Source organism: Specibacter cremeus (assembly GCF_003946885.1).
Taxonomy (GTDB): Bacteria; Actinomycetota; Actinomycetes; order Actinomycetales; family Micrococcaceae; genus Specibacter; species Specibacter cremeus.
Genome location: NZ_RWKQ01000010.1, coordinates 62,361 through 87,643, shown reverse-complemented (window position 1 = coordinate 87,643; position 25,283 = coordinate 62,361). Strand labels below are relative to the sequence as shown.

The following is a 25,283-nucleotide window of genomic DNA, read 5'->3' as shown; positions in this document are numbered from 1 at the left end:
CCGGGGTCAGGCGCGCGCCAGCCCCAGCCTTTCCACGAACGGGAGGAAGTCCCGATCGGAGAACAAGAGGCTGTGCCCGTGCTCAATGCAGAACGAGGCAATGATCACGTCCGCCGTCTTTCGCACCGTGACGCCCTGCTTGCGCAGCTCGCGGTAATTTTCCGCCGCCCGAACCGCCGCGTCCGGCCCGAGTAACGGAAATACCGTCAACGAGAGCAGCGCGTTGCGGGCCTTGGCAAAGTCCCGATCCGATCGAAACCCCTGGAGGACCTCGGTCACGATCAGATCACCGACGGCGATCGGCTCGGCGGCCAGAAGCGAGTAGAGGCGTCCGGTTTCCGTTGAATCACGGCCATTGAAGAAGTCAATCCAGACGCTGGAATCGACGACGATCACGGGTTCACGAGGCGTCGCGCCGCATTGCGTCGAGGTCGCCGTCCCAGCGCAGCTGGCCCCGCAAGGCCCGCAGCTCGGTTTGGCGCCCGAGGCGAACCAGCAGCTCCAGGCCCCGCGTGACCGTCTCCTTCTTCGTCGCCGCACCGGTTACGGCCTGGGCCTCGGTAAGCAGGGCGTCGTCGATGTCAATGTTCGTGCGCATCATGACCTCCTGATGTGTATTATACCGCCGGAACGTACACACGAGTTTGGTCCGGTCGCCGCCTCCCCAGTCCTCGTCACCACGCCGTCGCGAGGAGTTCACCGAGCAGTTCGCCGGCGTCCATCGGCAGCCCGCGTGCGGTGAACCAGTCGCACATGTTCTTGCAGTCACGGGCCAGCAGGTCGCTCGCCTGCAGGTTCCCGGCCAGGTCCACGAGCTGCGGCAGGTCGATCACGACGAGCCGGTCGCCGGCGGCCAGCACGTTGTAGGGGGACAGGTCGCCGTGCGCGAAGCCCATCCGGGCAAACGCGTGCATGGCGTCCACGAGCTGGTCCCGGTAGCCGGCCAGGCGGTCCGGGTCGGGGTGGAGTTGCTGCAGCCGCGGCGCGGCCGCGCCCGGATGGTCCGGGTCCTCGATGAACTCCATCATGATCTCGGTGCCCGAATTCTGCACCGGATACGGGACCGGGACGCCGTGCTCCCACGCCATGCGCAGGTACGTCCACTCGGCCGAGGCCCACTGCATGGCCTCGAACGCGCGGCCGTACGTGCTGCCCTTGGAGATGGCGCGGGCGTCGCGGGAACGCCGGACGCTGCGCCCCTCATTGTAGATGGACGACCGGTGGAACAGCCGGTGCTCGTCCGTGCGGTAGCGCTTGGCCGCGAACAGGGTCCGGCGTTTGCCGGCGGCGCGCTCGATGAGGTACACGTCAGCCTCCTTGCCGGTCTTCAGGACGCCGAGGTCGGTGTCGACGGCGCCGGCGTCCTCGATGATGTACGGCGGGTAGGGCTGCGGCCCGCGCATGAGCTTCTCCAGCTCCGGCCAGGCGGACCAGCGCTGGCCGGGCTCAAGGGTTTCGTCGAGGACGTTCCAGTCCGGGGGACGGTCGAAAGATTCGTGGTGCTGGTGGTCAGCGGGGAACTTCATGGGTGGTACGACTCCTGAGGAGGAACTGACGGGTGTTTTGGGCGTTGAAAGCTGCAATGACACTCATTGGGTCCTCCTTCGGGTCGTTCCACGGGCGCTCCACGGATGATGCGGGCGCGGATTCCATCGCACCACATGACGGCTGTGGCCGTCAATGGGGTCCGGTGTCAGTCCTTGGCGGCGGCGAGGGCCGCGGCCGCGCCGGCGCGCAGGAACGCCAGGTCCGAGTCGACGGCAAGCAGGTGAACCCCCGCCAGGGCGGCCAGCCGCGGGTTGCCGCTGTAGAGCCCGGTCATCTTGCCCAGGCCTCGCGCCGCGCTCAGGGCGGCGTCGATCGCGGCCAAGGTTGCCGGGCCGGCGGCCCCGCCGGGCGCGCCGATGGACAGCGAGAGGTCGTAGGGCCCGACGAAGATCCCGTCTACCCCGTCGACGGCCGCGATCGCCTCCGCGTGGGCCAGGCCGGCGGCGCTTTCCACCATGGGCAGGCACAGCACGTCCTCGCCGGCTGCGCTTGCGCGGAACGACTCGCGGGAAGCCCCCGAGCTGCGGACGCCGCGCGGTGGAACCCGGCACGCGGCGGCGATGTGGGCGGCCTGCTCGGCCGATTCGACCATGGGGACGATGACGCCGGCCGCGCCGGCGTCGAGGGCCCGGCCGATGTCCGCTGTGCCGTGCCCGGCCGTCCTGACCAGTCCGGGGAGGCCCATGAGGTCGCAGGTGCGCAGCAGGGCCGGCAGGTCGGCGCCGCCGATGTTGCCATGCTGGGCGTCGATCCCCACCCAGTCGAAGCCCACGGGGCCGAGCGCCTCCAGGGCGTAGGAGTCGGCGAACGTCAGCCACGCACCGAAGAGCGTGCCGCGTGCGGCCGCCGCCCGAAGAGCATTCGTTGTCACGCTGTTCCTCCGTCCACTGATTGCGGCCGAGCCTACATGACGCGACCCGTTCCCGGTCCGCAACCCGGTCATGTACGCTGTCTTTATTACTGAACGCACGGTCGGTATTTCAAGCGTGGCGCGAGACGCGTCCCGCGGCCGGTCCGGTGCGTCGGCGACGGCTTGAAGGGACGGGTCAGACGATGACCACTGCAACGGCAATTGAAACTGTTCCCAGCTACGTCCAGGACTCCTGGTGGACACCGGATCCCGCGGCCCGCGGCGTGGACGCCCGGGACGCGAGTACGGGCGAACTGCTGGCGAGGGTCTCCACGGACGGACTGGACCTTGCCGCCGTCGTCCATCATGCCCGCACCACCGGCCAACGCGAGCTGGGCAGGCTCACCATCCACCGGCGCGCGCTCATCCTCAAGGAACTGGCCCAATACCTCAACGACCGGCGCGAGCCGCTGTACGAGGTGTCCGCGCGCACCGGGGCGACCCGCACCGACTCCATGGTCGACATCGACGGCGGCATCGGCGTGCTGTTCACGTTCAGCTCCAAGGCCCGGCGCGAACTGCCCAACGCCAACGTGGTCATCGACGGCGCCGCCGAGGTCCTCTCGCGTGACGGGTCGTTCCTGGGCGAGCACATCTACACCCGCATCCCGGGTGTCGCCGTGCAGATCAACGCGTTCAACTTCCCCGTGTGGGGCATGCTGGAGAAGTTCGCGCCGGCGTTCATCGCGGGCGTGCCCACCATCGTCAAGCCGGCCACGCCCAGCGGCTACCTGGCCGCCGCCATGGTGCGCGAGATCATCGACTCCGGCCTGCTGCCGGCCGGGTCGCTGCAGCTGATCTCCGGCTCGGCACGCACCCTGCTCGACGAACTCGACTACCGCGACATGGTCTCCTTCACCGGCTCCGCGGCGACCGCCCGCACGCTCAAGAGCCACCCGAACGTGGTGTTCGGCGGCGTCCGGTTCACCTCCGAGACCGACTCCCTGAACGCCGCCATCCTCGGCCCGGACGCCGTCCCCGGCACGCCGGAGTTCGACGCGTTCATCCGCTCCGTGGTCACCGAGATGACCGTCAAGGCCGGGCAGAAATGCACCAGCATCCGCCGCACCATCGTGCCGAACGGGCTGCGCCAGGCCGTCATCGACGCCATCGGCGCGCGCATCCGCGACCGCGTCGTCGTCGGGGACCCGCGCGCCGAGGGCGTGACCATGGGCGCGCTCGCCTCGCTCGAGCAGCTCGCCGATGTGCGCGCGGCCGTGCAGGCCATGATCGACGCCGGCGGCGAGCTCGCGTACGGGTCCCTGGACGCGCCCCCGGTGACGCGCGCGGACGGCTCCGTGGCCGCCGTCGTCGATGGCGCGTTCATGGCGCCGGTGCTGCTGAGCTGGGCCGACGCCGAGGCGCCGGAGGTGCATTCGCTCGAGGCGTTCGGGCCGGTGTCCAGCGTGATCGGCTATGAGACGCACGACGGCGATGTCGCCGACGCCGTCAGGCTCGCCGCGCTGGGGTCGGGTTCGCTCGTGGCCACCGTGTGCACGAACGACCCCGCCGTCGCCTCGCAGCTGGTGACGGGCATTGCCGCGCACCACGGCCGCGTGCTGGTGCTCAACCGGGAGGACGCGCGGTCCTCGACCGGTCATGGCTCACCCGTGCCACACCTGGTGCACGGGGGGCCGGGCCGGGCCGGCGGCGGCGAGGAACTCGGCGGCATCCGCTCCGTCAAGCACCACATGCAGCGGACCGCCATCCAAGGCTCGCCCAACATGCTCACCGCGGTCACGGGGGTGTGGCACACCGGCGCCGACCGCGTCATTGCCGGCGACCCGGAATTCGGGGCAGTGGCCGGCACCGTCCACCCGTTCCGCAAGTCGCTCGCGGAGCTGCGCATCGGTGACGCCTATGCGTCCGGCCTGCGCCAGGTCACGCTGGCGGACATCACGGCCTTTGCCAACACCACGGGCGACACGTTCTACGCCCATACGAACGCCGCGGCGGCCGAGGCGAACCCGTTCTTCCCGGGCATCGTGGCCCACGGCTACCTGCTGGTGTCCTGGGCGGCCGGGCTGTTCGTGGAGCCGGCGCCGGGGCCCGTGCTGGCGAACTACGGGCTGGAGAACCTGCGCTTCATCACGCCCGTGGCCGCGGGGGATTCGATCCGGGTGACGTTGACGGCCAAGAAAATCACCCCGCGCGTCACCGACGAGTACGGCGAGGTGTGCTGGGACGCCATCCTGCACAACCAGAACGGCGAGATCGTGGCGACGTACGACGTGCTCACGCTCGTGGAGAAGGAGGACACGCTCTACGCGTGACTCTCGCGGAACCGGTGCCGCGCCCCCCTACGGCGCCGGCCGGCAATCGACGATGAATTTCATCAGCGCGGTCGCGTCGGCGTCCAGGTACAGGGTGATCAGGTGCTCGTTGAACTCGAGCCGGCGCAGGTATGGGATGGAGATGGCGTCCCGCCCTGCCATCATCAACTGGCCGTTCATCATGAGCCGGGACGTCCGTTTGTTGCCATCGAAATAGAACTGGTGCCGGGTTCCAAAGCAAAAGTACGCCACGGCCCGTTCGACGGGGTGTTCCAGTGCTGACAGGAGATTTGTTCCCTGCCGGTATTCGGTGCGGAGGGCCGCTCCGGAGTCCTCGCAGCCGGTCGCTGTGAAGACGCCGTATTCGCCCAGGTTCACCGTGCCGCCACCGCGGGCCCGACCCTCCCCGCGAAAGTGCCCGGCCTCGATTGCCTCATGCGGTGCGACGATGCCGTGCAGGCGGTCGGAGATTTCCTTGCCGACCGTGTAGCCGCCGTCCCGCACCAGATCACGCACCGTTCGAGTCGATTCGGCCAGTGCCAGCACCTGGCGCTCGTCCTCGAGCCTGTGGCCGCCCACGGTCACGCCGTCCAGCAACGTTTGGACCTCGGGAAGGGTGTACGGGTTCCCTTCCAAAGCGGCCGCGTCCCAGACATGGCCGGCGAGTTGGCCCTCGAACCGGGCCACGGCCCGGGGAACGGGCATGGTGGGCAGCAGGTTCCAGTCGATCGCGGCGGAATCCCAGCTGAATCCCACTCGTGCCAGACGCTGGGCAGCTGACGGTTCCAGACCCTTTTGCGGTGATGCCGACTTCCTGGCACGGCCGGGCCGTTTCTTGTATCGATCGGGGTCAACGCCCCAGCCAGGCGGGTGGGTCATGCGGCACGTTCCCAATCCGTGGTGAGGGCCTCCGCCTGCCGCACGCACGCGTTCAAGCCAAAGCAGTCGATGATGACTTGGATCGGATCGGCCCACACGATGCCGCCGTCGTTCCAGGCCCCCGATTCGCTGAACCCGTCAAACGGCAGCACTATGACGTCCTGCGAACCGGTGTCGGTGTGGTTGACCGTGGCGGACAGGCGTGCGGCTTCTTCCGCATACAGGACTACCGGACCCGCCCCCGCCGACGCTCCGATCCTTGCCGCCGCCGGAGCGCCGCTGACAGCCCAGCCCTTGCGGGTGGCGGCGGCCGCCGAGAACAGCCGCAGCGGCTCCCAGGCGGTGGCGAATCGGATGGCGCCGGGACGGCACGGCGGCGGTGCCGCGGCGCCGGCCTCGCGCGCCAACGATCTCGGTCTTGGCGCGCCGTCCGGGCTGGCCCAGCGCATGAGCGTTTTCACCCACGCCTCGTCGTCGGCGCCGGCGGGAGCGCCGCCGAGGATGCTGCGAGCCGCGCGAACCGCGGCCGGGTCGCACAGCGGTGCCGGCGTGTCCGGGAGCTGGAGCCCGGCGGCCGACAGGATTCGGGCTGCCGTGCCCATGGTTGGATCCATGACGCCCTGCTCGATGCGCGTGATCGTGGACGCGGATACGCCGGCACGTTGCGCCAACTCCCGGCGGCTCAGCTGTGATGTCCGCAAGGCGATCCGAACAATATTTTGCATATACGCAATTATGTTCCTTGATTTGCGGATACGCAATGGGAGATCGTCAATCGGCCCGGCGCATACCGGGCCATCGGCGTCTGCGCGGCGTAAAATATTCGGGGTAGGAGGTGGCGCCATGACCCTGGCACTAATGAAAGCCACAACCATCCTGCCCGTCGATGACGCAGCCCGCGCCCGCACGTTTTATGCGGACCAGCTCGGGCTTCCCCGCATCGGCACGGCATCCGATGGAAGCGATTGTTTCGGCACCGAAGGCGGCCCCATGCTGCAGTTGATGCCCGTCAGTGACGGTGTGCATTCCGAGCACACGGCCATCAGTTTCGAGGTCGATGACATCGAAGGCGCGGTCCGGGACATGGAGGCCCATGGCATCCGGTTCCAGGACTACGACCTGCCGGATTTGAAGACCGATCATCACATCTGCACGACCGATTCCGAAAAATGTGCCTGGTTTATGGACACGGAGAACAACATCCTGTGTGTCCATGAGAGCCTCGGCGCACGCGTGGAGTACACCCTGTAGGGGCTCCCGCGTTTTTTCATGCACGACGACGGCGCCCGGTTGGCCTTGAAGGTCACCGGGCGCCGTTGTCGTGTTGGGCTCACCCGCTGGGCGCCCTGTCCTCCACAGATTAGAACACATATCGTGGATAGATCTGTGGATATCTCGGTCGATGATCAGCTAAAACACTGGGTAGAACGGGATTCATCGACAGAATTGATGAAACAATTTTGTTCGATACTATTGACACGATTTTGCGCATCAATGAGAATAGGTGTATGAGTATCCCGGTGATCGACCCCGGGGGTCGCGACTGTGACGGGCCGGCAATCGCCGGCCTGGCGGTCCTGGACGCCGCCGTCCGGGCGGTTCGGGTGGGGCGGTTCCGATCACCATGATCCCCGCCGCCACCGACACCGAGGAGTGCCCGCCGCCGCTGCTGGATGAGAACGGGGTCCGCGAGGCGCTGGAGGACGTCCTGCGGGAGGTCGATCCTCGCGGCCCCACCCCACCCGAGTTCGCGGACCGGCTGGCCGCGGCCCGCGACGCGTACGACGCCACGGTGGCGGCCCTGGGGGACCTGCGCCGGGTCGAGGACGCGGTGGCGGCGCTGAGGGTGGACTTGGTGGAGCGGCTGGATGCCGCCGGCCACGCGGAAGCCTACGCCGAGGGGCTGGACCCGTGGCAGGCCAAACTGGCCGGGGTCGGCACCCGCAGCGAACTCGCCGCCGTGCTGCACCTGCCGGCGCAGACCGCCGCGGCCTTGACCGACCGGTGCACGGCGCTGGTCCGGGAACGGCCCCGGCTGCACGCCGCCTTGCGGGAGGGCCGGATGGACTGGGCCCAGACCGTGGCCGTCCTGGACCAGGTCCGTCTGGCCGGGTGCCGCGGGCCGGAACGGGTCGCCGACGTGGACGCGCTGGAAGCGCACCTGATGCGGGTGGCCGCCTCCGGGGTGACGGCCGCGAAACTGGACCGGCTGGCCAGGGTCGAACGCGCCCGCCGCTTCCCCGAGACCGTGGAGGCCGCCGCGCGCCGCGCCCGGGCGACTCGCCGGCTGAGCCTGCGCACCCTGGACGACGGCATGTCCTATCTCGGGCTCTGCGTCCCCTCGGCCACGGCCGAGGCCATCCACAACCGGCATACCGCGATCGCCCGGGCCCTGGCGCACCCGGACGAGAAACGCACCCTGGCCCAGCGCCGCGCCGACTCGGCCACCCAGGCCCTGCTGGGCCAGGGCGTGCCCCGGCGCATCGGCGGCGACCCGGCCCCGTTCGATCCCGGGCACCTGGCCCACAACGGGAAAGAGACCGTCTCCGAGAACGCCGCCTCCCCGGACCCGGCCACCGACCCGGGTCCCGGGGAGGGCTGGTTCACGGACCCGGACGCCGAAGAGGCCGCCCCGGCAGATCACCGCCGGTTCGGGCCCGAACCGTTCTGGGCCACCGACCCCGCCGGCGGCAGGGAACCGTGGGAGCAACGGTTCGACGAACACACGAAGGGCGAGGACGCCGGCGGCGGCAGCGTGGTCGCCACCGGCGACGGCACCGTGGTCGACCCGGACCTGGGACCGCTGCCGCGAGCCGACATCCTGGTCACCGTGCCGCTGCTGACCCTGCTCGGGGCAGGCGAGGAGCCCGGCCGGATCGGTGGCGGCGGGCCGATCCCGGCCTCGATCGCGCGCCGGCTGGCCGCCGAGGCGCCGAGCTTCCTACGCGTCCTCACCGACCCCGTCACCGGGGAGGTGCTGGACCTGCACCCGGACCGCTACCGGGTCTCCACCGTGATGCGGGCCTGGTTGCGGGCCCGGGACGGCACCTGCGCGTTCAAGGGGTGCTCGGCCGCGGCCACCGTCACCGAGATCGACCACATTGTCGCCTGGGAGGACGGCGGGGCGACCGTCATCGAGAATTTGCACTGTCTGTGCACAGCCCACCACCTACTCAAACACCTGGCCGACCGCAAGGACAACCACGGCCACCGCCCGCCCGGCGCCGCCGACCAACCCGCCATCCGCGCCTGGACCCCGGACCCTGCACCGGGAGGGCACACGAAACCCGGCTGGACCGCACCCTCCGGACGGCACTACCCGCCAGACCCGCCCGAAACCAGCCCGCCCCTGGTCCCGGGCTGGGTGCTGGACGCCCTCAACCACCAAGACCAGGACGAGGCCGGCACCCCGCCGGTGGCGGGCGAAGACGACGTGAACCAGGTCAATGTCACCGAACACGACGACGACATCCTCGGCCGCATTCGCCACGCGACCATCGACGGCATCGACGTCAGCGTCCTCGAGGACACCATCATCGAGTACCGCCCCGGCGGCACTGTCGAGGTGGAACCTGGTCGGTAGATCTACCGGTGCAGGCCGTGGAAGGCCAACGCGACCACGTCGTCGGCCAATTTGACGGCTGATAGCACACCGCCGGGCTTGTACCACTCGACGATCGAGTTGATCGTGCCAAACAGCAGCCGGGTGATGGTACCGGGGTCGATGTCGGAACGCATCGAGCCGGACTCCTGCGCGGCGGCGACCAATTGCGCCACATTCCGGTCGAACGCGCGGCGGCGCACCAGGGCGTCGCGTTCCATCTGGGTGTTCCCGCGCAGCCGCAACAGCAGCGTCACGAACGGCAACCGCTCGACCAGGACGCCGATCGTGCCCCTGACTACGAACTCAAGGCGGGCGTCGGGCGCGCCGTGCGTGGCGCCGTCGTCCGTCAGCACCTCCTCCAACCCGCCCAGGGCCTCCTCCAGTGCCAGCCGGAGCAGTTCCTCCTTGGACGGCACGTGGTGATAGATGGCCGACTTCGAAATGCCCAGGTTCTCCGCCAGGATGCCCATCGACGTGGCCTCGTAGCCGTGCCGGTTGAAGACCTCCACCGCGATGCGCAGCACCGATTGCTGGTCGTAACCGGGGCGGCCGCGCTTCACGGGGGTCTTCTGGGAGGTGGGCATGGGTCCTAGTTTCTCACGGGGTCCGGGTCGGGGATTTCGACAGGCTCAATCACCGAGGATTTCGACAAGCTCAATCACCGACAGGCTCGGTCTCGACAGGCTCGACCACCGACCGGCTCAATCACCGGCGGTCGTAGATGCGCCGCAGCTTGCCGCTGGAGCGTTCCAGCGACCCGGGTTCCGCAAGGTGCACGGCGCAGCTCGAGCCGATGTGGATCTTGATCTGCGATTTCAGCTCCGCGGCGGCGGCGGCGCGGGCTTCCGCGGACGTGTTCTCGCGCGGTTCGATGTGGATGGTCAGCGAGTCCATGCGGCCGGACCGGGTGAGCTCCAGCTGGAAATGCGGGCTCAGCACCGGGATGCGCAGCGCGATCTCCTCGATCTGCGACGGGAACATGTTCACGCCGCGCAGGATGATCATGTCGTCGCTGCGCCCCGTGATCCGGCCCATGCGCCGGTGTGCCGGGCGCGCCGTGCCGGGCAGCAGCCGGGTCAGGTCCTTGGTGCGGTACCGGATGATCGGCAGCGCCTCCTTCGTCAGGGCCGTGAACACGAGCTCACCGGGCTCGCCGTCGGGCATGACCGTCGTATGGTCGAACGGGTCGATGATCTCGGGCCGGAAGTGGTCCTCCCAGATCGTGTTGCCGTCCTGGGTCTCCACGCTTTCACCGGCGACGCCCGGGCCCATGACCTCGGAGAGCCCGTAGATGTCACAGGCCTTGATGCCCAGGCCCGCCTCGAGTTCGTGCCGCATCTCCTCCGTCCACGGCTCCGCACCGAGCACGCCGAACTTCAGCGACGTGGCACGCGGGTCGATGCCGCGCTGCGCCATGGCGTCCATGAGCGTGAGCAGGTAGGACGGCGTGCACATGATGACGTCCGGCTCGAAGTCCTGGATCAGCTGGATCTGCTTCTCGGTCTGCCCGCCGGACATCGGGATGACGGTGGTGCCCAGCGCCTCGGCGCCGTAGTGGGCGCCCAGCCCGCCGGTGAACAGCCCGTAACCGTAGGCGACGTGCACCTTCATGCCGGGGCGCACGCCGGAGAGCCGCATGCACCGGGCCACGAGCGAGGCCCACACGTCCAGGTCGTGCTTCGTGTAGCCGACGACGGTGGGCCGGCCGGTGGTGCCGGAGCTGGCGTGGATGCGCGCGATCTTCTCCTGCGGCACGGCGAACATGCCGAACGGGTACTCCTGCCGCAGGTCCTCCTTCGTCGTGTACGGGAATTTCGCCAGATCGGCCAGCTCCCTGAGGTCGCTCGGGTGGACGCCGGCGTCGTCGAACTTCCGCGTGTACAGCGGAACGCGCTCATACGCGTAGGCGACCGTCTGCCGGAGTCGGGCCAGTTGCAGGGCCTCCAGCTCGTCGCGGCTCATCAGTTCCGCGGCGTCCGGCTGCGACGGGTCCTGTGGTGTCGGTTCGGTCGTCATCGAAGGGTCTCCCTTAGTGGTTCTTGTGGCTCTTGTTGCGAATGGTCCGGCTGCGCCCGCGAAACTCGGCCACGACTTCGGTCCTGCCATCCTCGCCCGGCAGCAGGACTTGGACGTCGTAGATGCCGCTGCGGCCCTGCTGGCTGCGCCGGTTCGCGACCGCCGTGATGCGCTGGCCGGCGTGTGTGGCCCGCAGGAAGTCGGCGTCCGCGCCGGAGGCGACGGTGATGGTGCTGCCGTCCCCGTCGACCGGGTTGCAGGCGAGCGCGAACGCGGTGTCCGCGAACGCGAAGATCATGCCGCCGTGCGTGATCCCGAACCCGTTCATCATCTCCGGGCGCAGCGTCATGGCGACCGTCGCATGGCCGTCGGCCAGCCGGAGGACCTCCAGCCCCAGCCACTCGGAGGCCGGATCGTTGGCCAGCATGGGATGCGGCTCACCCGTTTCCGTCGCACTCATGTGTCGCCCTTCACTTTTCCAACCGAATGTTCATTAGGTAATACCGTCCGGGGGTGTTCTGTCAACACGGGGGAGTGATTGACGGCACTGTGCCCCGGCGATATCCTGAACGAACGGTCGGTAATTAATGCGAAGGAGCAATCATGGGCCAGAACGTGCCGGACCAGGCTGCCAGACCCGCGGACGCATCTGACGATGATGTTGCGGGGGAGGCATATTTCGATGCCGTCATCGCCCAGGATTCGCGCATCGAGCCGCGCGACTGGATGCCTGCGGCGTACCGCAAGACGCTGCTGCGCCAGGTCTCCCAGCATGCGCATTCGGAGATCATCGGCATGCAGCCGGAGGCGAACTGGATCACGCGGGCACCGAGCCTGAAACGCAAGTCCATCCTGATGGCCAAGGTGCAGGACGAGGCCGGCCACGGGCTGTACCTCTACTCCGCGGCGGAGACGCTGGGCATGTCCCGGGACGAGATGACGGAGCAGCTGATCGCCGGCAAGGCCCGCTACTCGTCGATCTTCAACTACCCCACGGTGTCGTGGGCGGACATGGGCGCCATCGGCTGGCTCGTGGACGGCGCCGCGATCTGCAACCAGGTGCCGCTGTGCCGCGCCTCCTACGGCCCGTACGGCCGGGCGATGGTGCGCATCTGCAAGGAGGAATCGTTCCACCAGCGGCAGGGCTTCGAGATCCTGCTCGAACTCGCCAACGGCACCCCCGGGCAGAAGCAGATGGCCCAGGACGCGATCAACCGCTGGTACGCGCCGTCGCTGATGATGTTCGGCCCGCCCGATGACGACTCGCCCAACTCCAAGCAGTCCATGGCCTGGAACATCAAGCGGTTCAGCAACGACGAGCTGCGGTCCCGCTTCGTCGGCATGATCGCCGAACAGGTCAAGGTCCTGGGCCTGACCCTGCCGGACCCGGAGGTGCGCTTCAACGACGAGACGCAGAAATGGGAGCACGGCCCGCTCGACTGGGACGAGTTCAAGGACGTCCTGGCCGGGCGCGGGCCCTGCAACGCCCAGCGCATGGAACGCCGCCGCGCCGCCCACGAGGACGGCGCCTGGGTGCGCGAGGCCGCAACGGCCTACCAGGCAAAGCAGGCTGCGAAGCAGCGCGCCCGCATGGAGGTGGCCGCATGAGTGAGGAAGCGAAGGAACCGATGGACAGCACGACGCCGGCACGCACCGACACCGACCAGGTCGCCGCCGCGCCGGCGGACGGTGGCGGCTGGGCACTGTGGGAGGTATTCGTCCGCTCCAGCCGCGGCCTGAGCCACGTGCACGCCGGCTCGCTGCACGCCCCCGACGCCGCCATGGCCTTGCGCAACGCCCGCGACCTGTACACGCGCCGCAACGAGGGAGTGTCCATCTGGGTGGTCCCGGCCGACGCCATCGCCGCCTCCGATCCCGACGCGAAGGGATCGTTCTTCGAGTCCCCGCAGGGCAAGGACTACCGGCACGCCACCTACTACACGAAGAGCGAAGGGGTGAAACACCTGTGATCCCCACCGGCTCCCAACCCTCGCAAGCTCGGGTCGGGTCCCTCGCCGTCGGGGCCCCAGAACAGTCCGCATCCGCCACGCGCATCACGCCCGGCAACGCCCTCCGTCCCGAGGACATCGCGCTCGCCGCGGCCCGCGGGGCGGCGAAACCGTCGCAGGACGTGGCCGAATACGCGCTGCGCCTCGGCGACGACGGGCTCATCCTGGCCCAGCGCCTGGGCCACTGGATCTCCCGGGCCCCCGAGCTCGAGGAGGATGTGGCGCTCGGCAACATCGGCCTCGACCAGCTCGGCCACGCCCGCTCCTTCCTCACCTACGCCGGCAGCGCCTGGGGCAAGACCGAGGACGACCTGGCCTACTTCCGCCGGGAGCACGAGTTCCGCTCCGCCCACCTGTTCGAGCAGCCCAACGGCGACTTCGCCGTCACCATCGCCCGGCAGTTCGTGGCCAGCCACTACCAGTTCGAGCTGTACCGCCGGCTCGTTCATTCCACCGATGAGACGCTGGCGGCCATCGCGGCGAAGGCCGTCAAGGAGGTCGACTACCACCGCGACCACAGCGTCCAGTGGGTGTTGCGGCTGGCCGGCGGCACGGACGAGTCCCGCCGGCGCATGATCGCCGGGCTGGCCCTCATCTGGCCCTACGTGGGCGAGCTGTTCGTGGACGACGCGCTGACCGCCCGACTCGGGGACGCCGCCGTCGTGCCTTCCACGCTGCGGGCAGACTTCGACGCCGTGACCGGCGCCGTCCTCGCCGAGGCGGAACTGGACGTGCCCGCCGTGCCGCCGGCCGTCGGCGGCGGCCGGGAAGGGCGGCACTCGGAGCACCTGGGGCCGCTGCTGGCGGAGATGCAGGTGCTGGCGCGCGAATTCCCGGGGGCGAGCTGGTGACCGCCGTGCTGAGCGAGGTGGACGAGGTGGCGTGGGCCGTCGCGTCCACCGTCGCCGACCCCGAGATCCCGGTCCTGTCCATCGCGGACCTGGGCATCCTGCGCGACGTGCACACGTACGACGACGGCGGGCCGCTGCCGGCTGTGAGCGTCACCATCACGCCGACCTATTCGGGCTGCCCGGCCATGGACGCCATCCGCGAAGACCTGGGGCACGCGTTCACGGCGGCCGGCTACGGCACGGTCGGCGTGAACATGGTGCTCGCCCCGGCCTGGACCACCGACTGGATGACGGCGGACGGCAAGGCCAAACTGGCCGAGTACGGCATCGCCGCGCCCGCGGCCCGGGCCGGCGGCAAGGTCACACTGGCGTTGAGCGTCAAGTGCCCGCGCTGCGATTCGCTGAACACGCGGGAGATCACCCGGTTCGGCTCCACGTCCTGCAAGGCGCTGTACACGTGCCGGGACTGCCTGGAACCCTTCGACTACTTCAAGGTGCACTGATGAGCGTTCCCGTCGATGCCGCCGCCCGCCGCCGGGCCGCGTTCCACCACCTCGAGGTCTCCGCCGTGCGGCGGCTGACCGAGGACGCCATCGAGGTCACGTTCGGCGTGCCCGCCGAGCTGGCCGGCCACTACGACTACCTGCCCGGGCAGTACGTGGCGTTGCGCATGAACATGCCCGACGACGCCGGGGTGGAGCGGGAGGTGCGGCGCAGCTACTCCATCTGCGCGGCGCCCATGGCGTTCGAGGACGGCAGCTCCGAGATCAAGGTCGCCATCAAACGCGACCTCGGCGGCGAGTTCTCCACCTGGGCGAACGCCGAATTGACCGCGGGCATGAGCATGGACGTCATGAGCCCCATGGGCGCGTTCATCTCCAAGCACGGACGGAACGGGGACGCCGGCATGCACAACGTGCTCGCCAGCATGAACCACCCGGAGGAGCTGGCCGGCCGGGCCGGCACGTTCGTGGCCATCGCCGCCGGGTCCGGCATCACGCCCGTCATGGCCATCGCCCGGACGCTGCTGGCCGGCAACCAGGACACCCGGCTCGACCTGATCTACGCGAACAAGGCGTCCATGGACGTCATGTTCCTGGAGGAACTGGCCGACCTGAAGGACAGGTACCCGGCCCGGCTGGCATTGCACCATGTGCTGTCCCGCGAGCAGCGCATCGCCCCGCTGCTCAGCGGCCGGATCGACGCCGCCAAGCTCGAGACGCTGCTCAATACGGCCATCCACACCGACGACGTCGACGAGTGGTTCCTGTGCGGCCCGTTCGAACTCGTCCAGCTGTGCCGCGACGTGCTGGCCGCCCGCGGCGTGCCGAAGGACAGGATCCGCTTCGAGCTGTTCTCGACCGGCCTCCCGGACCGCCCGGAGGGGCAGGCCGGCCGCGTCGTCGTGGCCGACGAGTCGGCGGAGTCGTACAAGATCACGTTCACGCTGGACGGGCTCAAGGGCGAGGTCGCCAGCCCCACGCACGCCCGCGAGTCCATCCTCAACGCCGCGCTGCGGGTGCGCCCCGACGTGCCGTTCGCGTGCGCCGGCGGCGTGTGCGGCACCTGCCGGGCCAAGCTGGTCTCCGGCTCCGTGGACATGGAGGAGAACTACGCGCTGGAACCGGACGAGCTGGAAAAGGGGTACGTGCTCACCTGCCAGGCGCACCCCACGACGCCGGCCGTCACCGTGGATTACGACGTGTGATCCGGTGGTCGAGCCTGTCGNGCTTGTCGAGACCCGACGGTGGTCGAGCTTGTCGAGACCCGACGGTGGTCGAGCTTGTCGAGACCCGACGAGCTCAATCACCGACAAGCTCGACCACCGACCTCTTCTAGGAGCAGCCATGATTGACCTTTCCATCGCCGATTCCGTCGCCGAGGTGGTGCTGGACGCACCGCAGAAACTCAACGCACTCGATGAGCGTGCGTTGGGCGAGCTGGCGGCCGCGTACGACGACGCCGCTGCCGCCGCCGCCGCCGGCAGCGTCCGGGCGCTGCTGCTGAGAGGAACGGGACGGGCGTTCTGCGCTGGGCGGGACATCGCCGGGATCGAGGGTGCGAACGGCTCCGCTGACCCGGGGGCGCGCGCCTACCTGGAGGACCTGCTCGCCCCGCTGCTGCGCAGCATGTCCGGGTTTCCGGCACCCACGTTCGCGGCCGCCCAGGGTGCCTGCCTCGGCGTGGGGTTGGGGCTGCTGATCGCCACGGACGTCGTGTACGTGGCGGAGAACGCGAAGATCGGCTCCCCGTTCGCGAACCTGGGCGCCACGCTCGATTCCGGCGGGCACTGGCTGTTCACCGAACGGCTGGGCCCGCACCGGACCCTCGACCTGATCTACACGGCCGAGCTGATGAGCGGGGCGGAGGCCGTGCGGTCCGGCCTGTTCAGCCGGGCACTGCCCGCCGAAACCCTGCTCGAGACCACCCGGGCGGCGGCCGTGAAGGCCGCGACCGGCCCCACCCGGGCGTTCAACGCCAGCAAGGGCCTTGTCGCGGCGATCCGGGACCGCCGGCTGGGACTGTGGGACGCCGTCGTCCGTGAAAACCAGGCCCAGGCAGACCTGTCCGGCACGGCCGACTATGCCGAGGGATTTGCGGCGTTCAAGGCCAAGCGGAAGCCGGACTTCACGGGTCGCTGAGCATGGGTTCGAGTCCCACCTCGGGCACGGTGTTTGTGCCGGTCAGAAGAGGTTATTAAGCGATTTACCCGCTGTGGACAGTGACCGCACTATCTATGCAGTGGCTTGGGTGGTCATCCAGCGCTGGCTTGGGGCTGTGGCGGTGGCCGCTCCTGTTCTGCCCGGCTGGCTGGTCCAGTCGTTGCTTCCTTCACTTGTTCATCGGTGGCCGGGCAGCTTGCGAAATGAGCGGATCTGGGCGTCGTCGTGCCGTGTACCCGATCATCGGAATTTTCGTCCGTGACGGCCGACCGGCCCCAGTGATGACCCGCTCCGGGGGTTCTCTGGTGACGTTTGTGGGGGAGTGGGCTGCGTCACGACACCGGCTTGGGCCGAGTGTGGTCATGACCTGGGTGTCCCCGCACGGCCGGCGGGTACCACTTCGCCCCGCTCACGGAGGTGCATCCGCCACGCGTACTGCATCCGTTCCGTGAGGTCCGTGGGCCGAGCGGGACGGTAGTGTCCACGCCGGGTGGCCTGCTCTTGCATATTCGGGCCGAGTGCGAGGACTTCGGTTTCGAGTTCGAACGGCTGCTATTGGACGCCCTCGGCGACGCGATCACGATGGCCGACGAGGTGAGCGGCTTCCGCTGCTTCGATTCGCACGACCTACTCGGTTTCGTGGACGGAATGTCGAACCCCACCGGTGGCGACGTGTGCGGCGCCGCTACACACGCCAGTTGTGGGTGATCGAGCGGATGATCCAACGGATGTTCGTCGGTGAACGGGAGGGCAGCCATGACCGCCTCCTTGACGTATCCACCGCGGCGACTGGGACCGTCCTCTTCGCCCCAACCGGCAAGTTCCTGGAGTCCGTGGCCGGCTGAACGCCGCCGACTCCTGAAAAGGACAGTGAACACGTTGAGGAGTGTCTTGTGAACGCACGTTATTGTTCATTGATTCCGGGCCGGTGTGCCGGGTAACCCTTGCTGCCGTCCAGCACACCGGCATCCTTGGCGGCCCGGGTCAGCCTGTGATGGCGGGATCCAGTCCTTCTTCGATTGCGTCGGGGCTCTGCGAGGAATCAATGAACTGCGGGGGTGAGAGCTTGTAGGCCCCGTAGTACAGGGCGGCCGCCAGGACCATGGTGATCACGGGTGTCAGTTGGGAGATGACCGGCAGGGCCGTCTGCTCCGTCAATGCGATTCCAATGCCCGACGCCAGCACCCAGGCAATGGCTCCCGGGCTGATGGCCTTCAGCCTGGCGGGCCGGATGTCCGGGACAAGGTGCGTCTTCTTCCAGTTCAGCGCGATGTAGACCAGGGCGATGGCCACCCAGGCGGTGACGAAGACGCCCTGCCAGGCCAGCGCCTTGAGCAGGTAGCTGAGGACGTCGGTGAGCATGAGCAGGAATGCCAAGACTCCACAGACAATGACCCACACGAAGCGGGGCAGATTGAGGCGGAACACCCTGCTGGCAAAGGCGGAAAGGTTTTCTGATGCCAGGAAGTAGTTCGCTGAGTTGATGCGTGTCTGCGATACGAGGATGACCAGGACGCCGCCGAGACCCAGGGAGGAGATGAATGCCTGGACCACCCCGGTTTCGGACGCTGCTAGTTTCCAGGCGCTCATAATGTAGATGCCAATCAGGCCGTTCAGGCCAAAGGTGAAGGCATAGAAGACCCAACCGAAAGTCACGGTTCCGAGGAACTTTTTGTCTTTTTGCTGGCCCAGGCGTGCATAGTCGAATGTGTACATCATCATGATGTACACGCCCATGTAGATAAGGTACGAGGTCAGCCATCCCGGCAGCGTTGACGCGGCCGCAGCGTGGCCGAGCCAGTCTGTCGGCACGCCCCGGATGAGGGTGGCGGCGATAATCACGGCGATGAGGCCGGCCACATAAAACGGGAGGAGAAAGCCATTGAGTTTGTCCAGCCAGTTCTGTACGCTACCCATGGCCAGGGGGATGGCGTAGAGGACGACGACGGCGTACCAGAGCACCATGGTGCCGCCGAAGAACTCGTGGAAGGCGACGGCGATGATCGACCCTTCAAAGACCGCATAGTAGATGGCCGTGGCCGCGAAGATCAGGGAGGCAAGGGCCGAGCCAACCAACCCGAAGAGTGTTCGGGAGAACAGGCTCACGGTCAGCCCGGTCCTTGCCGCGTAGCGGGACAGGGCAAGGTTGATGGCGCCGTACGTGGCGACGGTCAGTGCCATGCCGATCACGGTGTTGACGACACCGACGGCCCCGGCCGATGCGACTGCCACGTAGATCCAGAACATGGCCGAGAAAAGCGCCCACCAGGCCATCGTGAGGGACCATTTACCGGCACGTTTTGTAGCGGGTAGGACATAATTTGAGTACGACAAAGTTCCACCTCTTAGGTGTTGCAAATAAATGAACGGAACCGGCGACCGATGCCGCCGGCAATTTGCCCTAGTTGCCCCAAAGCCGATGGCGGAGGGCCTTGAGGTCGGCCCGCGCACGGAGCGCGTCTTTCATGGTGACCGCACGGAACCGTGTTTGTGTTCCGGGGGCGCTACGGGCCAGCAGATCCATGTCGGCACTGATGACCGTTGCCACCATGGCGTAGCCACCCCCGGAAACGGCGTCCCGGTGCAGGGCGATGGGTTCATTGCCGCCGGGAATCTGGATGGAACCCACCGCGTACCCGGCATCGACGATGTTGGAGGGGTCGGAGCCGGCGCCGAAGGGTTGTTGGCGCGGTTTCCATTCGATGGCGGGGCCCGAGTAGCGCAGGCCCGTCCTGTCGGCCACCGGTGTGAGGGTCCAGGTGGAGGACAGCAGTGTGTTCATTCCTGCCTCGGTGAGCCGGTGGTCGTAGAGGCCGCAGACCACGCGGATGTCCAGCTCCCGGGTGTAGGTGGGCCGCAACGCCGGATCGATGCCGCCCAGGCCCTTGTTTCCCGCGGCGGAAGGACCAACCGGCACTACATCGCCGGCTTCAAGCTTGCGGCCCTTGAATCCGCCCAGCGACCCGAGGGTGTAGGTCGAGCGGCTGCCCAGCACGAGCGGGACATCGATGCCGCCGCGCACGGCGATGTAGAACCGTGTCCCGCCCTGCAGGAAACCGAACGAAACCTCGTCTCCCGCGGCCAGCTCAAGCCTGGTCCATTGTTCCCTGTTCTCGCCGTTGACCTTGACGTCCACAGGTGCACCACCGACAGCAATGACGGCGGCCTCCGTGGTCCGGAAGCGCGGCCCGAGGTACGTGCATTCGAGGACCGCTTCCGCGGCGGTGTTGCCCGCCACGGCGTTGGCCAGCTCGGCCGACCACTGGTCCATCGAACCGCCCTGGGGAATGCCGACGTTGTAGTAGCCAAGCCGGCCACGGTCCTGGACCGTGGTGGAGAGCCCGGGTTCCAAAATTTCAAACGACATTGAGGCGCTCCAGAATCTCTTGGTTGTACCGCTGCGGATCTTCCAGCGCTTCGGCGAGGTCAAAGGTCACAGGGGCCTGGCGGTAGACGAAGGTGCCGTCCTCGACCTGCCGTTGGATCCGCTCATACTCGTCTTGGTCAATGGGCCGGAAGGTGACGATGTCGCCGGGTTTGAAGAAGATCATGAAGTCCGTGAAGTCCTCAAGCCGCTGCGCGGGGTCGAAGATGGGAGCTGCGGCGAGGCCGAACATCTGGTAGCCGCCGGCACCCCGGACCGAGTAAATGCAGGCGAAACAGCCGCCGTGTCCGACCGTCAAGGGTGGTGTGTCGGTCCGAGGGCTCAGATACTTGGGGACCTCCAGCTGCTGCTCCCGGGGAACCATCTGGAACATGAAGGGCAGGCCCGCCACGAAGCCGACCATGGACACCAGCCACGGGCTGCCGTGGTGGCGGCTGATGAATTCCGCCGCGGAGGCCAGTCCGTTGCTCTCGGCGGCGAAGTCGAGATCTGTGCCGTCCGGGCTCTGGTGTCCGCTGCGGAACCGTGCCCCCGTCTCGCGGGTGAAAGGATCGTCGTACCAAACGGGAACCTCCACGATTCGGGTTTCAAGGGTCTGGTGTTCCGCGGCGTCGACCTCCACCTCGATGGCTCGGGCCACGGCTTCGAGTTCCTCCGGGTCTAGAACGTCCGGATTGAACCGGATCAGCAGGGAGGCGTTGGCCGGGCAGACGTCGGAGATCCCGGACAGTGCCCGGGCCGAGAGCATGCCGGCCATGGAGTTGGCCTTGAAGTTCGCGGCCAGGCTCATCGCTTCGTCGATCTCGATGAACAGAAATTCATCGCCGCCCCAGGTGTAGCGGGCCTTTCCCTTCAGCCGCTCGCTCTCGGCGCTGTGCGCACTCATGCTGGCAGACCAAGCAGTTCGGGCGCGGTTTCGATGAACTTGGAATGGTGTTCGACGGCGCGTAGCTCGGGCCGCTGGCTCAGGGCCATGAGCAACGGAATCGTTGTCGTGACACCCTCGACGGTGATCTCATCGAGGGCGCGTCCCGAACGGACGATGGCCTGGTCGCGGGTCTCGTCCCAGACGATCAGCTTGGCCAGAAGAGAGTCGTAGAAGGGCGCCACGGTGGAGCCGCTGACGAAGCCGGAGTCGACGCGGATGCCCGGGCCGCCGGGCCAGTCGAGGCGCTTGATCACCCCGGGGCTCGGCATGAAACCGTTGGCCGGGTCTTCGGCGTTGATGCGGAATTCGAAGGCATGGCCGCGGAAGACGATATCTTCCTGCCTTAGTCTCAGTTCCGCGCCGTCGGCCACCAGCAGCTGTTCCCGGACCAGGTCCAGGCCCGTGATCATTTCGGTCACGGGATGCTCCACCTGGAGGCGGGTGTTCATCTCGATGAAGGCAACCTCGTGGTTGCGCGGGTCGTAGAGGAATTCGATAGTGCCGAGCCCGGAGTAGCCGCACTTCTGCCCGAGGTGCACGGAAGACTCCAGCATCTGCCGGCGCACCTCCTCGGGGAGGTCCGGGGCGGGCGCCTCCTCCATGACTTTCTGCTGCCGGCGTTGCATGGAGCAGTCGCGGTCCCCCAAGTGGATGACGTTGTGCCCGTCGCCCAGAATCTGGACCTCAACGTGCCGGGCACGTTCGACAAAGCGTTCCAGATAGACCGCGGAGCTGCCGAAGGCGGCGGCCGCCTCGGCCTGGGCGACCTCGACGGTGGCGAGTAGCTCCGCCTCCGTCACGATGAGACGGATGCCGCGGCCGCCACCGCCCGCGGCGGCCTTGACCACCAACGGATAGCCGATGTCCCGGGCGATCGTCACAATGTCTGCGCCCTCGGGGACGGCGCCGTCGGTGCCGCGCAGCGTCGGGACGCCGGCGTCCATGGCTGCCTGTCGGGCGCGGGCCTTATCGCCCATGAGTTCGATCGATTCCGGGGCCGGACCCACCCAGATCAGCCCGGCATCGCGCACGGCCCGGGCGAAAACCGCATTCTCGGACAGGAACCCATAACCGGGGTGGACGGCATCGCAGCCGTGGTCTAGGGCCGCCTTGAGCACTGCCTCGTGGTCGAGGTAGCTGCGGCTCGCTGGCGCCGGGCCGACGACGGCGCATTCGTCGGCGAGTTGGGCGGCGAAGGAATGGGCGTCGGGTTCACTGGCCACGACAACCGTAGTGATGCCGAGTTCGCGTGCCGTACGGATGATGCGGACGGCGATTTCGCCGCGGTTGGCAATCAGCAGTTTCTTCACGGTCCCACCTCGATGACAGCGATCACGTCGCCGGGGTTGACGGCACCGAAATCTTCGACCGCAAAGCTGGTCAGGGTGCCGGCGACGTCGGAGCGGATTTCGCTGAACTGCTTCATGATTTCGATGACGCCGATGGTCTGGCCGGACTCGACGCGGTCGCCTTCGGAAATATAGGCGTCCTTGCCGGGACCGGGCTTTCGGTAGAACAGGCCGGGGAGTGGGGAAACGATGTTATGGGACACAGTGGACCTTTCGCAGTGGTTGTCTCAGGTGCAGCGGGTTAGGAACCGGCGGCCTGCCGGACGGCCGCAGCTACGGCTGGGGAATTCGGGGCGTCGGAGTGTACGCAGATGCTGTCGAAGTCAATGGTGATCAGGGAGCCATCGGAGGCTTCGACAACGCCTTCGCTGCGCACCCTGCGCACGCGTTCGGCCGCCGCGGCGGGATCCGTGGGTTCGGGGCGCCGCTGGATGAGCAGCTGCCCCTCGGGGCCGTAGTTCAGATCCACGTACAGTTCGCCGAGGAAGGGAACGCCCATCTCCTGGCACACGCTTTGGTGTGCGGTGCCAGCCAATCCATAGATGGGCACGTCGTAGAGTTTGGCGACGTTGGCTGCACCCCTCATCAGCTCGGGGTCGCGCGCCAGCATTCCGTACAGGGATCCGTGGGGTTTGATGTGGTTCAGTTCCAGTCCCACCTTGTTCAGGAAACCGGTCAGGGCACCCACCTGGTAGAGGATCAGGGACTCGACCTCCGCCGGCGTCAGTTTCATCTCCCGGCGGCCAAAGCCCACGATGTCCGGCAGTCCCGGATGGGCGCCGACCTTCACGCCGTGGTCCTTGGCGGCCTGCACCGTCACCTCCATGGTGTCCGGGTCTCCGGAATGGAATCCACACGCGACGTTTGCGACGTCGATGATCTGCATGAGCTCCAGATCGTTCCCAAAGGTGTGCAGCCCCAAGGCTTCACCCATGTCCGAGTTGATCTCAATTCCGCTCGTGACGCCGTTCACATTGTCTTGTTGCATGTGTGAAACCCTACGGAGACTTCAGGTCACATCCCAGTGTGCGTTTGCCCACTACATTGGTGTCTAATTGTCGTAGTTGCACACTGGGATGCGATCCAGACCAGGCCGTCAAGAGGGAGAGCATGAAAGTCGCCGATTTGCTGGCCGAGGATACTTTGCAGTTGCGTTTGCACACACCCTCTTCGAGGCAACGATTGGCCCGATCCATCAGCTTCTGCGCCCAGGCAGAGTTCCTGGACCCAACACCCTTTCTCAGCGCCAGCTGCCTCCTGATCACCAATGGCATCGGATTCAACTTTTCGGACGACCGCATCTGGGACGCCTACGTCGAGCGGCTTGCGGACGTTCCGGTGGCCGCCCTCGCGTTCGTCACCGGCGCCGCCCACCGGCTGATCCCACCGGGCCTGGTCAGAGCCGCCACGAACCATAACGTCCCACTCCTGGAAGTACCGCACGTTGTGCCCGCACTCCAAGTACAGCGTTTCGTCACCAGCGTCTTGGAGGCGGAACGCTTCGCACTGACCAAACAGTCGTGGGCACTGGCCGACCGGTGCGCAAGAATCGCCGGGGCCGGGGGCGCCTTGCGCGGGTTGCTGGCCGAGATTGCCGACGCCACCAAAGGCCAAGTCGCGATCTTCGATGCCATCGGCGACGTGGTGGCTTCCTGGCCGAAGGGCTCGGGCTGGACCCACGAAGACCTACGCCGGGCCGCTGCGGGAACCCAGGCTTCGTCCTTCGAACTGCCCATGGGCGGGACGGAGACCTTCCATCTTGTTGCCCGCGGGGGACTCTCCCGCGAGCCGCTGACAACGCTGCTCGGTCCAGCCTCATCCATCCTCGCCGTTCAACTCAACAACGTGCTCAAGGCCTCGGGGCAAAAAGCGGCACGAATGACGGCACTGCTGCAACAATTCGGCGATTGGGAGGGAGTCGCCACCGACGAACTCACCCGGACCTTTCGGGCGGCGGGGCTCGACCCCCAGGCGGCGACGTATCTGGTGGTCGCCCGCCCAGGTCCCGACGACTCAACCCATCCGTGGAAAATCCGTCTGGCGGTTCAGGAGTTGTTCAGCCGTGTCCAGATGCACTCCTGGCAAGGCAACCTCTTCGCCTTTGCCCAATCCAGCTCGCTCACCGGGGAGCCCCCGGAGTCGATCACACAACAGTTGCTGGAATCATGCCGCCAAGTGGCCGGGACGGTGCCGATTATCGTCAAAGGACCGGCCGACAGTGTGGACGAATTGCGGCTGGGCGTCGCGGACGCACGACACAAGGTCTTACACGTTTCGGAGCCGGTGATTCCAGCGCCGCTCAATCTCCAATCACTGATCGCGGCCACCGCCGGCGGCGGCGCCCGCGCGGCAGCCCACAAGCTCCTTGCTCCAGTGCTCGCGTACGACCATGACCACGACAGCGCGCTCCTGCAGACCCTGAAAACCTATCTGAAACACAACGCACAGCCGTCCCAAACATCCCGAGACCTCTATATTCACCGCAACACCCTGAGCAAACGCCTGCGACTGCTCTCGGAGCTAATGCGGCTGCCCCTGGACACCCTGGACGGACAGGCAACCTGTCTAATGGCCCTGAGAATTACGGACCTCTAGACCCAGACCCTGACCTGCGCCGCAAGGTGACGGCCGGGCAGAACAAGGGCCAAGCGCGCGACACCTGCGGGTGAGTCAGAACGGGGTGTCGCGCATCGAGCACGGTGATATTGAACGTGCCCAGGTAGGACACCCTGCGGAAGTATGTCGAGGCCGTCGGCGAACGGCTTCGCGTGGTGGTTGAGTTCGGGTACGAGCGCATCCACATGGCCTAAGGCCGCCGACGTGCAGCGGGAACTACCGGTGGCCGCGAAGCGACTGGTGATGGCCATG

General features: G+C 67.4%; 27 protein-coding genes. 12 read left to right on the top strand and 15 right to left on the bottom strand.

Annotated features, from left to right (window positions below):
* Window positions 1-6 precede the first annotated feature (6 nt).
* The 4 genes from vapC to EJC77_RS05555 form a co-directional block, all read right to left on the bottom strand.
* Window positions 7-396 carry a type II toxin-antitoxin system VapC family toxin gene (gene vapC / locus EJC77_RS05570; RefSeq protein ID WP_125610583.1) on the bottom strand — a complete coding sequence of 130 codons (390 nt, stop codon included), beginning with the start codon at window positions 394-396 and terminating at the stop codon, window positions 7-9.
* A gap of 4 nt (window positions 397-400) precedes the next feature.
* A complete protein-coding gene (locus EJC77_RS05565) occupies window positions 401-598 on the bottom strand; it encodes a type II toxin-antitoxin system VapB family antitoxin (RefSeq protein WP_125610582.1) in 198 nt (65 codons plus the stop codon).
* A 76-nt stretch (window positions 599-674) separates the two neighbouring features.
* The gene (locus EJC77_RS05560; RefSeq protein ID WP_125610581.1) at window positions 675-1,526 is read right to left on the bottom strand and encodes a serine protein kinase RIO; all 852 of its coding nucleotides are present in this window, start codon (window positions 1,524-1,526) and stop codon (window positions 675-677) included.
* Between the two features lie 167 nt (window positions 1,527-1,693).
* On the bottom strand, window positions 1,694-2,419 hold the full coding sequence (locus EJC77_RS05555; protein WP_164520322.1) for an HpcH/HpaI aldolase family protein: 726 nt from the start codon (window positions 2,417-2,419) through the stop codon (window positions 1,694-1,696).
* Between the two features lie 182 nt (window positions 2,420-2,601).
* Here EJC77_RS05555 and paaZ point away from each other — a divergent pair, with 182 nt between their 5' ends.
* On the top strand, window positions 2,602-4,731 hold the full coding sequence (paaZ, locus tag EJC77_RS05550) for a phenylacetic acid degradation bifunctional protein PaaZ (RefSeq protein ID WP_125610579.1): 2,130 nt from the start codon (window positions 2,602-2,604) through the stop codon (window positions 4,729-4,731).
* Between the two features lie 27 nt (window positions 4,732-4,758).
* Here the strand turns inward: paaZ and EJC77_RS05545 are convergent, their stop codons facing one another.
* Both EJC77_RS05545 and EJC77_RS05540 read right to left on the bottom strand, forming a co-directional pair.
* Window positions 4,759-5,487 (bottom strand): Fic family protein, encoded by a 729-nt coding sequence (locus tag EJC77_RS05545; protein WP_125610578.1) that lies wholly within the window; start codon window positions 5,485-5,487, stop codon window positions 4,759-4,761.
* A 119-nt stretch (window positions 5,488-5,606) separates the two neighbouring features.
* A complete protein-coding gene (locus EJC77_RS05540; protein WP_164520321.1) occupies window positions 5,607-6,335 on the bottom strand; it encodes a helix-turn-helix transcriptional regulator in 729 nt (242 codons plus the stop codon).
* Window positions 6,336-6,453: 118 nt separating this feature from the next.
* Between EJC77_RS05540 and EJC77_RS05535 the strand changes: the two genes are divergently transcribed.
* Together EJC77_RS05535 and EJC77_RS05530 are read left to right on the top strand one after the other, a co-directional pair.
* Window positions 6,454-6,861: a VOC family protein gene (locus EJC77_RS05535; RefSeq protein ID WP_125610576.1), complete on the top strand. Its 408-nt coding sequence runs from the start codon at window positions 6,454-6,456 to the stop codon at window positions 6,859-6,861.
* 373 nt (window positions 6,862-7,234) lie between these two features.
* The gene (locus EJC77_RS05530; protein ID WP_125610575.1) at window positions 7,235-9,193 is read left to right on the top strand and encodes an HNH endonuclease signature motif containing protein; all 1,959 of its coding nucleotides are present in this window, start codon (window positions 7,235-7,237) and stop codon (window positions 9,191-9,193) included.
* A 2-nt stretch (window positions 9,194-9,195) separates the two neighbouring features.
* Here EJC77_RS05530 and EJC77_RS05525 read toward each other — a convergent pair whose 3' ends face one another.
* From EJC77_RS05525 to paaI, 3 genes are all read right to left on the bottom strand, one after another.
* Complete coding sequence (locus tag EJC77_RS05525; RefSeq protein ID WP_125610574.1) at window positions 9,196-9,798, bottom strand: TetR/AcrR family transcriptional regulator; 603 nt, start codon at window positions 9,796-9,798, stop codon at window positions 9,196-9,198.
* 121 nt (window positions 9,799-9,919) lie between these two features.
* Window positions 9,920-11,230 carry a phenylacetate--CoA ligase PaaK gene (gene paaK, locus EJC77_RS05520; protein ID WP_125610573.1) on the bottom strand — a complete coding sequence of 437 codons (1,311 nt, stop codon included), beginning with the start codon at window positions 11,228-11,230 and terminating at the stop codon, window positions 9,920-9,922.
* Between the two features lie 13 nt (window positions 11,231-11,243).
* Window positions 11,244-11,690, bottom strand: a complete 447-nt coding sequence (gene paaI, locus EJC77_RS05515) for a hydroxyphenylacetyl-CoA thioesterase PaaI (protein ID WP_125610572.1) — start codon at window positions 11,688-11,690, stop codon at window positions 11,244-11,246.
* A gap of 143 nt (window positions 11,691-11,833) precedes the next feature.
* On the opposite strand from paaI, the gene paaA reads away from it, so the two are divergent.
* The 8 genes from paaA to EJC77_RS21420 all read left to right on the top strand — a co-directional run bounded on the left by paaA (window position 11,834) and on the right by EJC77_RS21420 (window position 17,598).
* A complete protein-coding gene (gene paaA / locus EJC77_RS05510) occupies window positions 11,834-12,838 on the top strand; it encodes a 1,2-phenylacetyl-CoA epoxidase subunit PaaA (RefSeq protein WP_125610571.1) in 1,005 nt (334 codons plus the stop codon).
* The gene (gene paaB, locus EJC77_RS05505) at window positions 12,835-13,200 is read left to right on the top strand and encodes a 1,2-phenylacetyl-CoA epoxidase subunit PaaB (RefSeq protein WP_240629817.1); all 366 of its coding nucleotides are present in this window, start codon (window positions 12,835-12,837) and stop codon (window positions 13,198-13,200) included. Before paaA ends, paaB begins: the two co-directional genes overlap by 4 nt.
* Window positions 13,200-14,090, top strand: a complete 891-nt coding sequence (paaC, locus tag EJC77_RS05500; RefSeq protein ID WP_240629826.1) for a 1,2-phenylacetyl-CoA epoxidase subunit PaaC — start codon at window positions 13,200-13,202, stop codon at window positions 14,088-14,090. Before paaB ends, paaC begins: the two co-directional genes overlap by 1 nt.
* The gene (paaD, locus tag EJC77_RS05495) at window positions 14,087-14,593 is read left to right on the top strand and encodes a 1,2-phenylacetyl-CoA epoxidase subunit PaaD (protein ID WP_205786908.1); all 507 of its coding nucleotides are present in this window, start codon (window positions 14,087-14,089) and stop codon (window positions 14,591-14,593) included. Before paaC ends, paaD begins: the two co-directional genes overlap by 4 nt.
* Window positions 14,593-15,798 (top strand): 1,2-phenylacetyl-CoA epoxidase subunit PaaE, encoded by a 1,206-nt coding sequence (paaE, locus tag EJC77_RS05490; protein WP_125610569.1) that lies wholly within the window; start codon window positions 14,593-14,595, stop codon window positions 15,796-15,798. The genes paaD and paaE overlap by 1 nt, the downstream gene beginning before the upstream one ends.
* A gap of 139 nt (window positions 15,799-15,937) precedes the next feature.
* Entirely contained in the window at window positions 15,938-16,732 is a 795-nt protein-coding gene (locus EJC77_RS05485) for an enoyl-CoA hydratase/isomerase family protein (protein WP_125610568.1), read from the top strand.
* A gap of 498 nt (window positions 16,733-17,230) precedes the next feature.
* Complete coding sequence (locus EJC77_RS20930; protein ID WP_240629815.1) at window positions 17,231-17,461, top strand: Dyp-type peroxidase domain-containing protein; 231 nt, start codon at window positions 17,231-17,233, stop codon at window positions 17,459-17,461.
* Window positions 17,462-17,469: 8 nt separating this feature from the next.
* Entirely contained in the window at window positions 17,470-17,598 is a 129-nt protein-coding gene (locus EJC77_RS21420; RefSeq protein ID WP_338069462.1) for a hypothetical protein, read from the top strand.
* Window positions 17,599-17,737: 139 nt separating this feature from the next.
* On the opposite strand, the gene EJC77_RS05475 is transcribed toward EJC77_RS21420, so the two are convergent.
* The 6 genes from EJC77_RS05475 to pxpA form a co-directional block, all read right to left on the bottom strand.
* Complete coding sequence (locus EJC77_RS05475) at window positions 17,738-18,985, bottom strand: purine-cytosine permease family protein (RefSeq protein ID WP_240629813.1); 1,248 nt, start codon at window positions 18,983-18,985, stop codon at window positions 17,738-17,740.
* A gap of 169 nt (window positions 18,986-19,154) precedes the next feature.
* The gene (locus EJC77_RS05470; RefSeq protein WP_125610566.1) at window positions 19,155-20,120 is read right to left on the bottom strand and encodes a 5-oxoprolinase subunit C family protein; all 966 of its coding nucleotides are present in this window, start codon (window positions 20,118-20,120) and stop codon (window positions 19,155-19,157) included.
* Window positions 20,110-21,024, bottom strand: a complete 915-nt coding sequence (locus EJC77_RS05465; protein WP_125610565.1) for a 5-oxoprolinase subunit B family protein — start codon at window positions 21,022-21,024, stop codon at window positions 20,110-20,112. The genes EJC77_RS05470 and EJC77_RS05465 overlap by 11 nt, the downstream gene beginning before the upstream one ends.
* Window positions 21,021-22,376, bottom strand: a complete 1,356-nt coding sequence (locus EJC77_RS05460; protein ID WP_125610564.1) for an acetyl-CoA carboxylase biotin carboxylase subunit — start codon at window positions 22,374-22,376, stop codon at window positions 21,021-21,023. The genes EJC77_RS05465 and EJC77_RS05460 overlap by 4 nt, the downstream gene beginning before the upstream one ends.
* Window positions 22,373-22,618, bottom strand: coding sequence for an acetyl-CoA carboxylase (locus tag EJC77_RS05455; protein WP_125610563.1), 246 nt, complete (start codon window positions 22,616-22,618; stop codon window positions 22,373-22,375). The genes EJC77_RS05460 and EJC77_RS05455 overlap by 4 nt, the downstream gene beginning before the upstream one ends.
* A 38-nt stretch (window positions 22,619-22,656) precedes the next feature.
* Window positions 22,657-23,403 (bottom strand): 5-oxoprolinase subunit PxpA, encoded by a 747-nt coding sequence (pxpA, locus tag EJC77_RS05450; protein WP_125610562.1) that lies wholly within the window; start codon window positions 23,401-23,403, stop codon window positions 22,657-22,659.
* A gap of 122 nt (window positions 23,404-23,525) precedes the next feature.
* On the opposite strand from pxpA, the gene EJC77_RS05445 reads away from it, so the two are divergent.
* Entirely contained in the window at window positions 23,526-25,010 is a 1,485-nt protein-coding gene (locus EJC77_RS05445; RefSeq protein ID WP_125610561.1) for a helix-turn-helix domain-containing protein, read from the top strand.
* The last annotated feature ends 273 nt before the right edge of the window (window positions 25,011-25,283 follow it).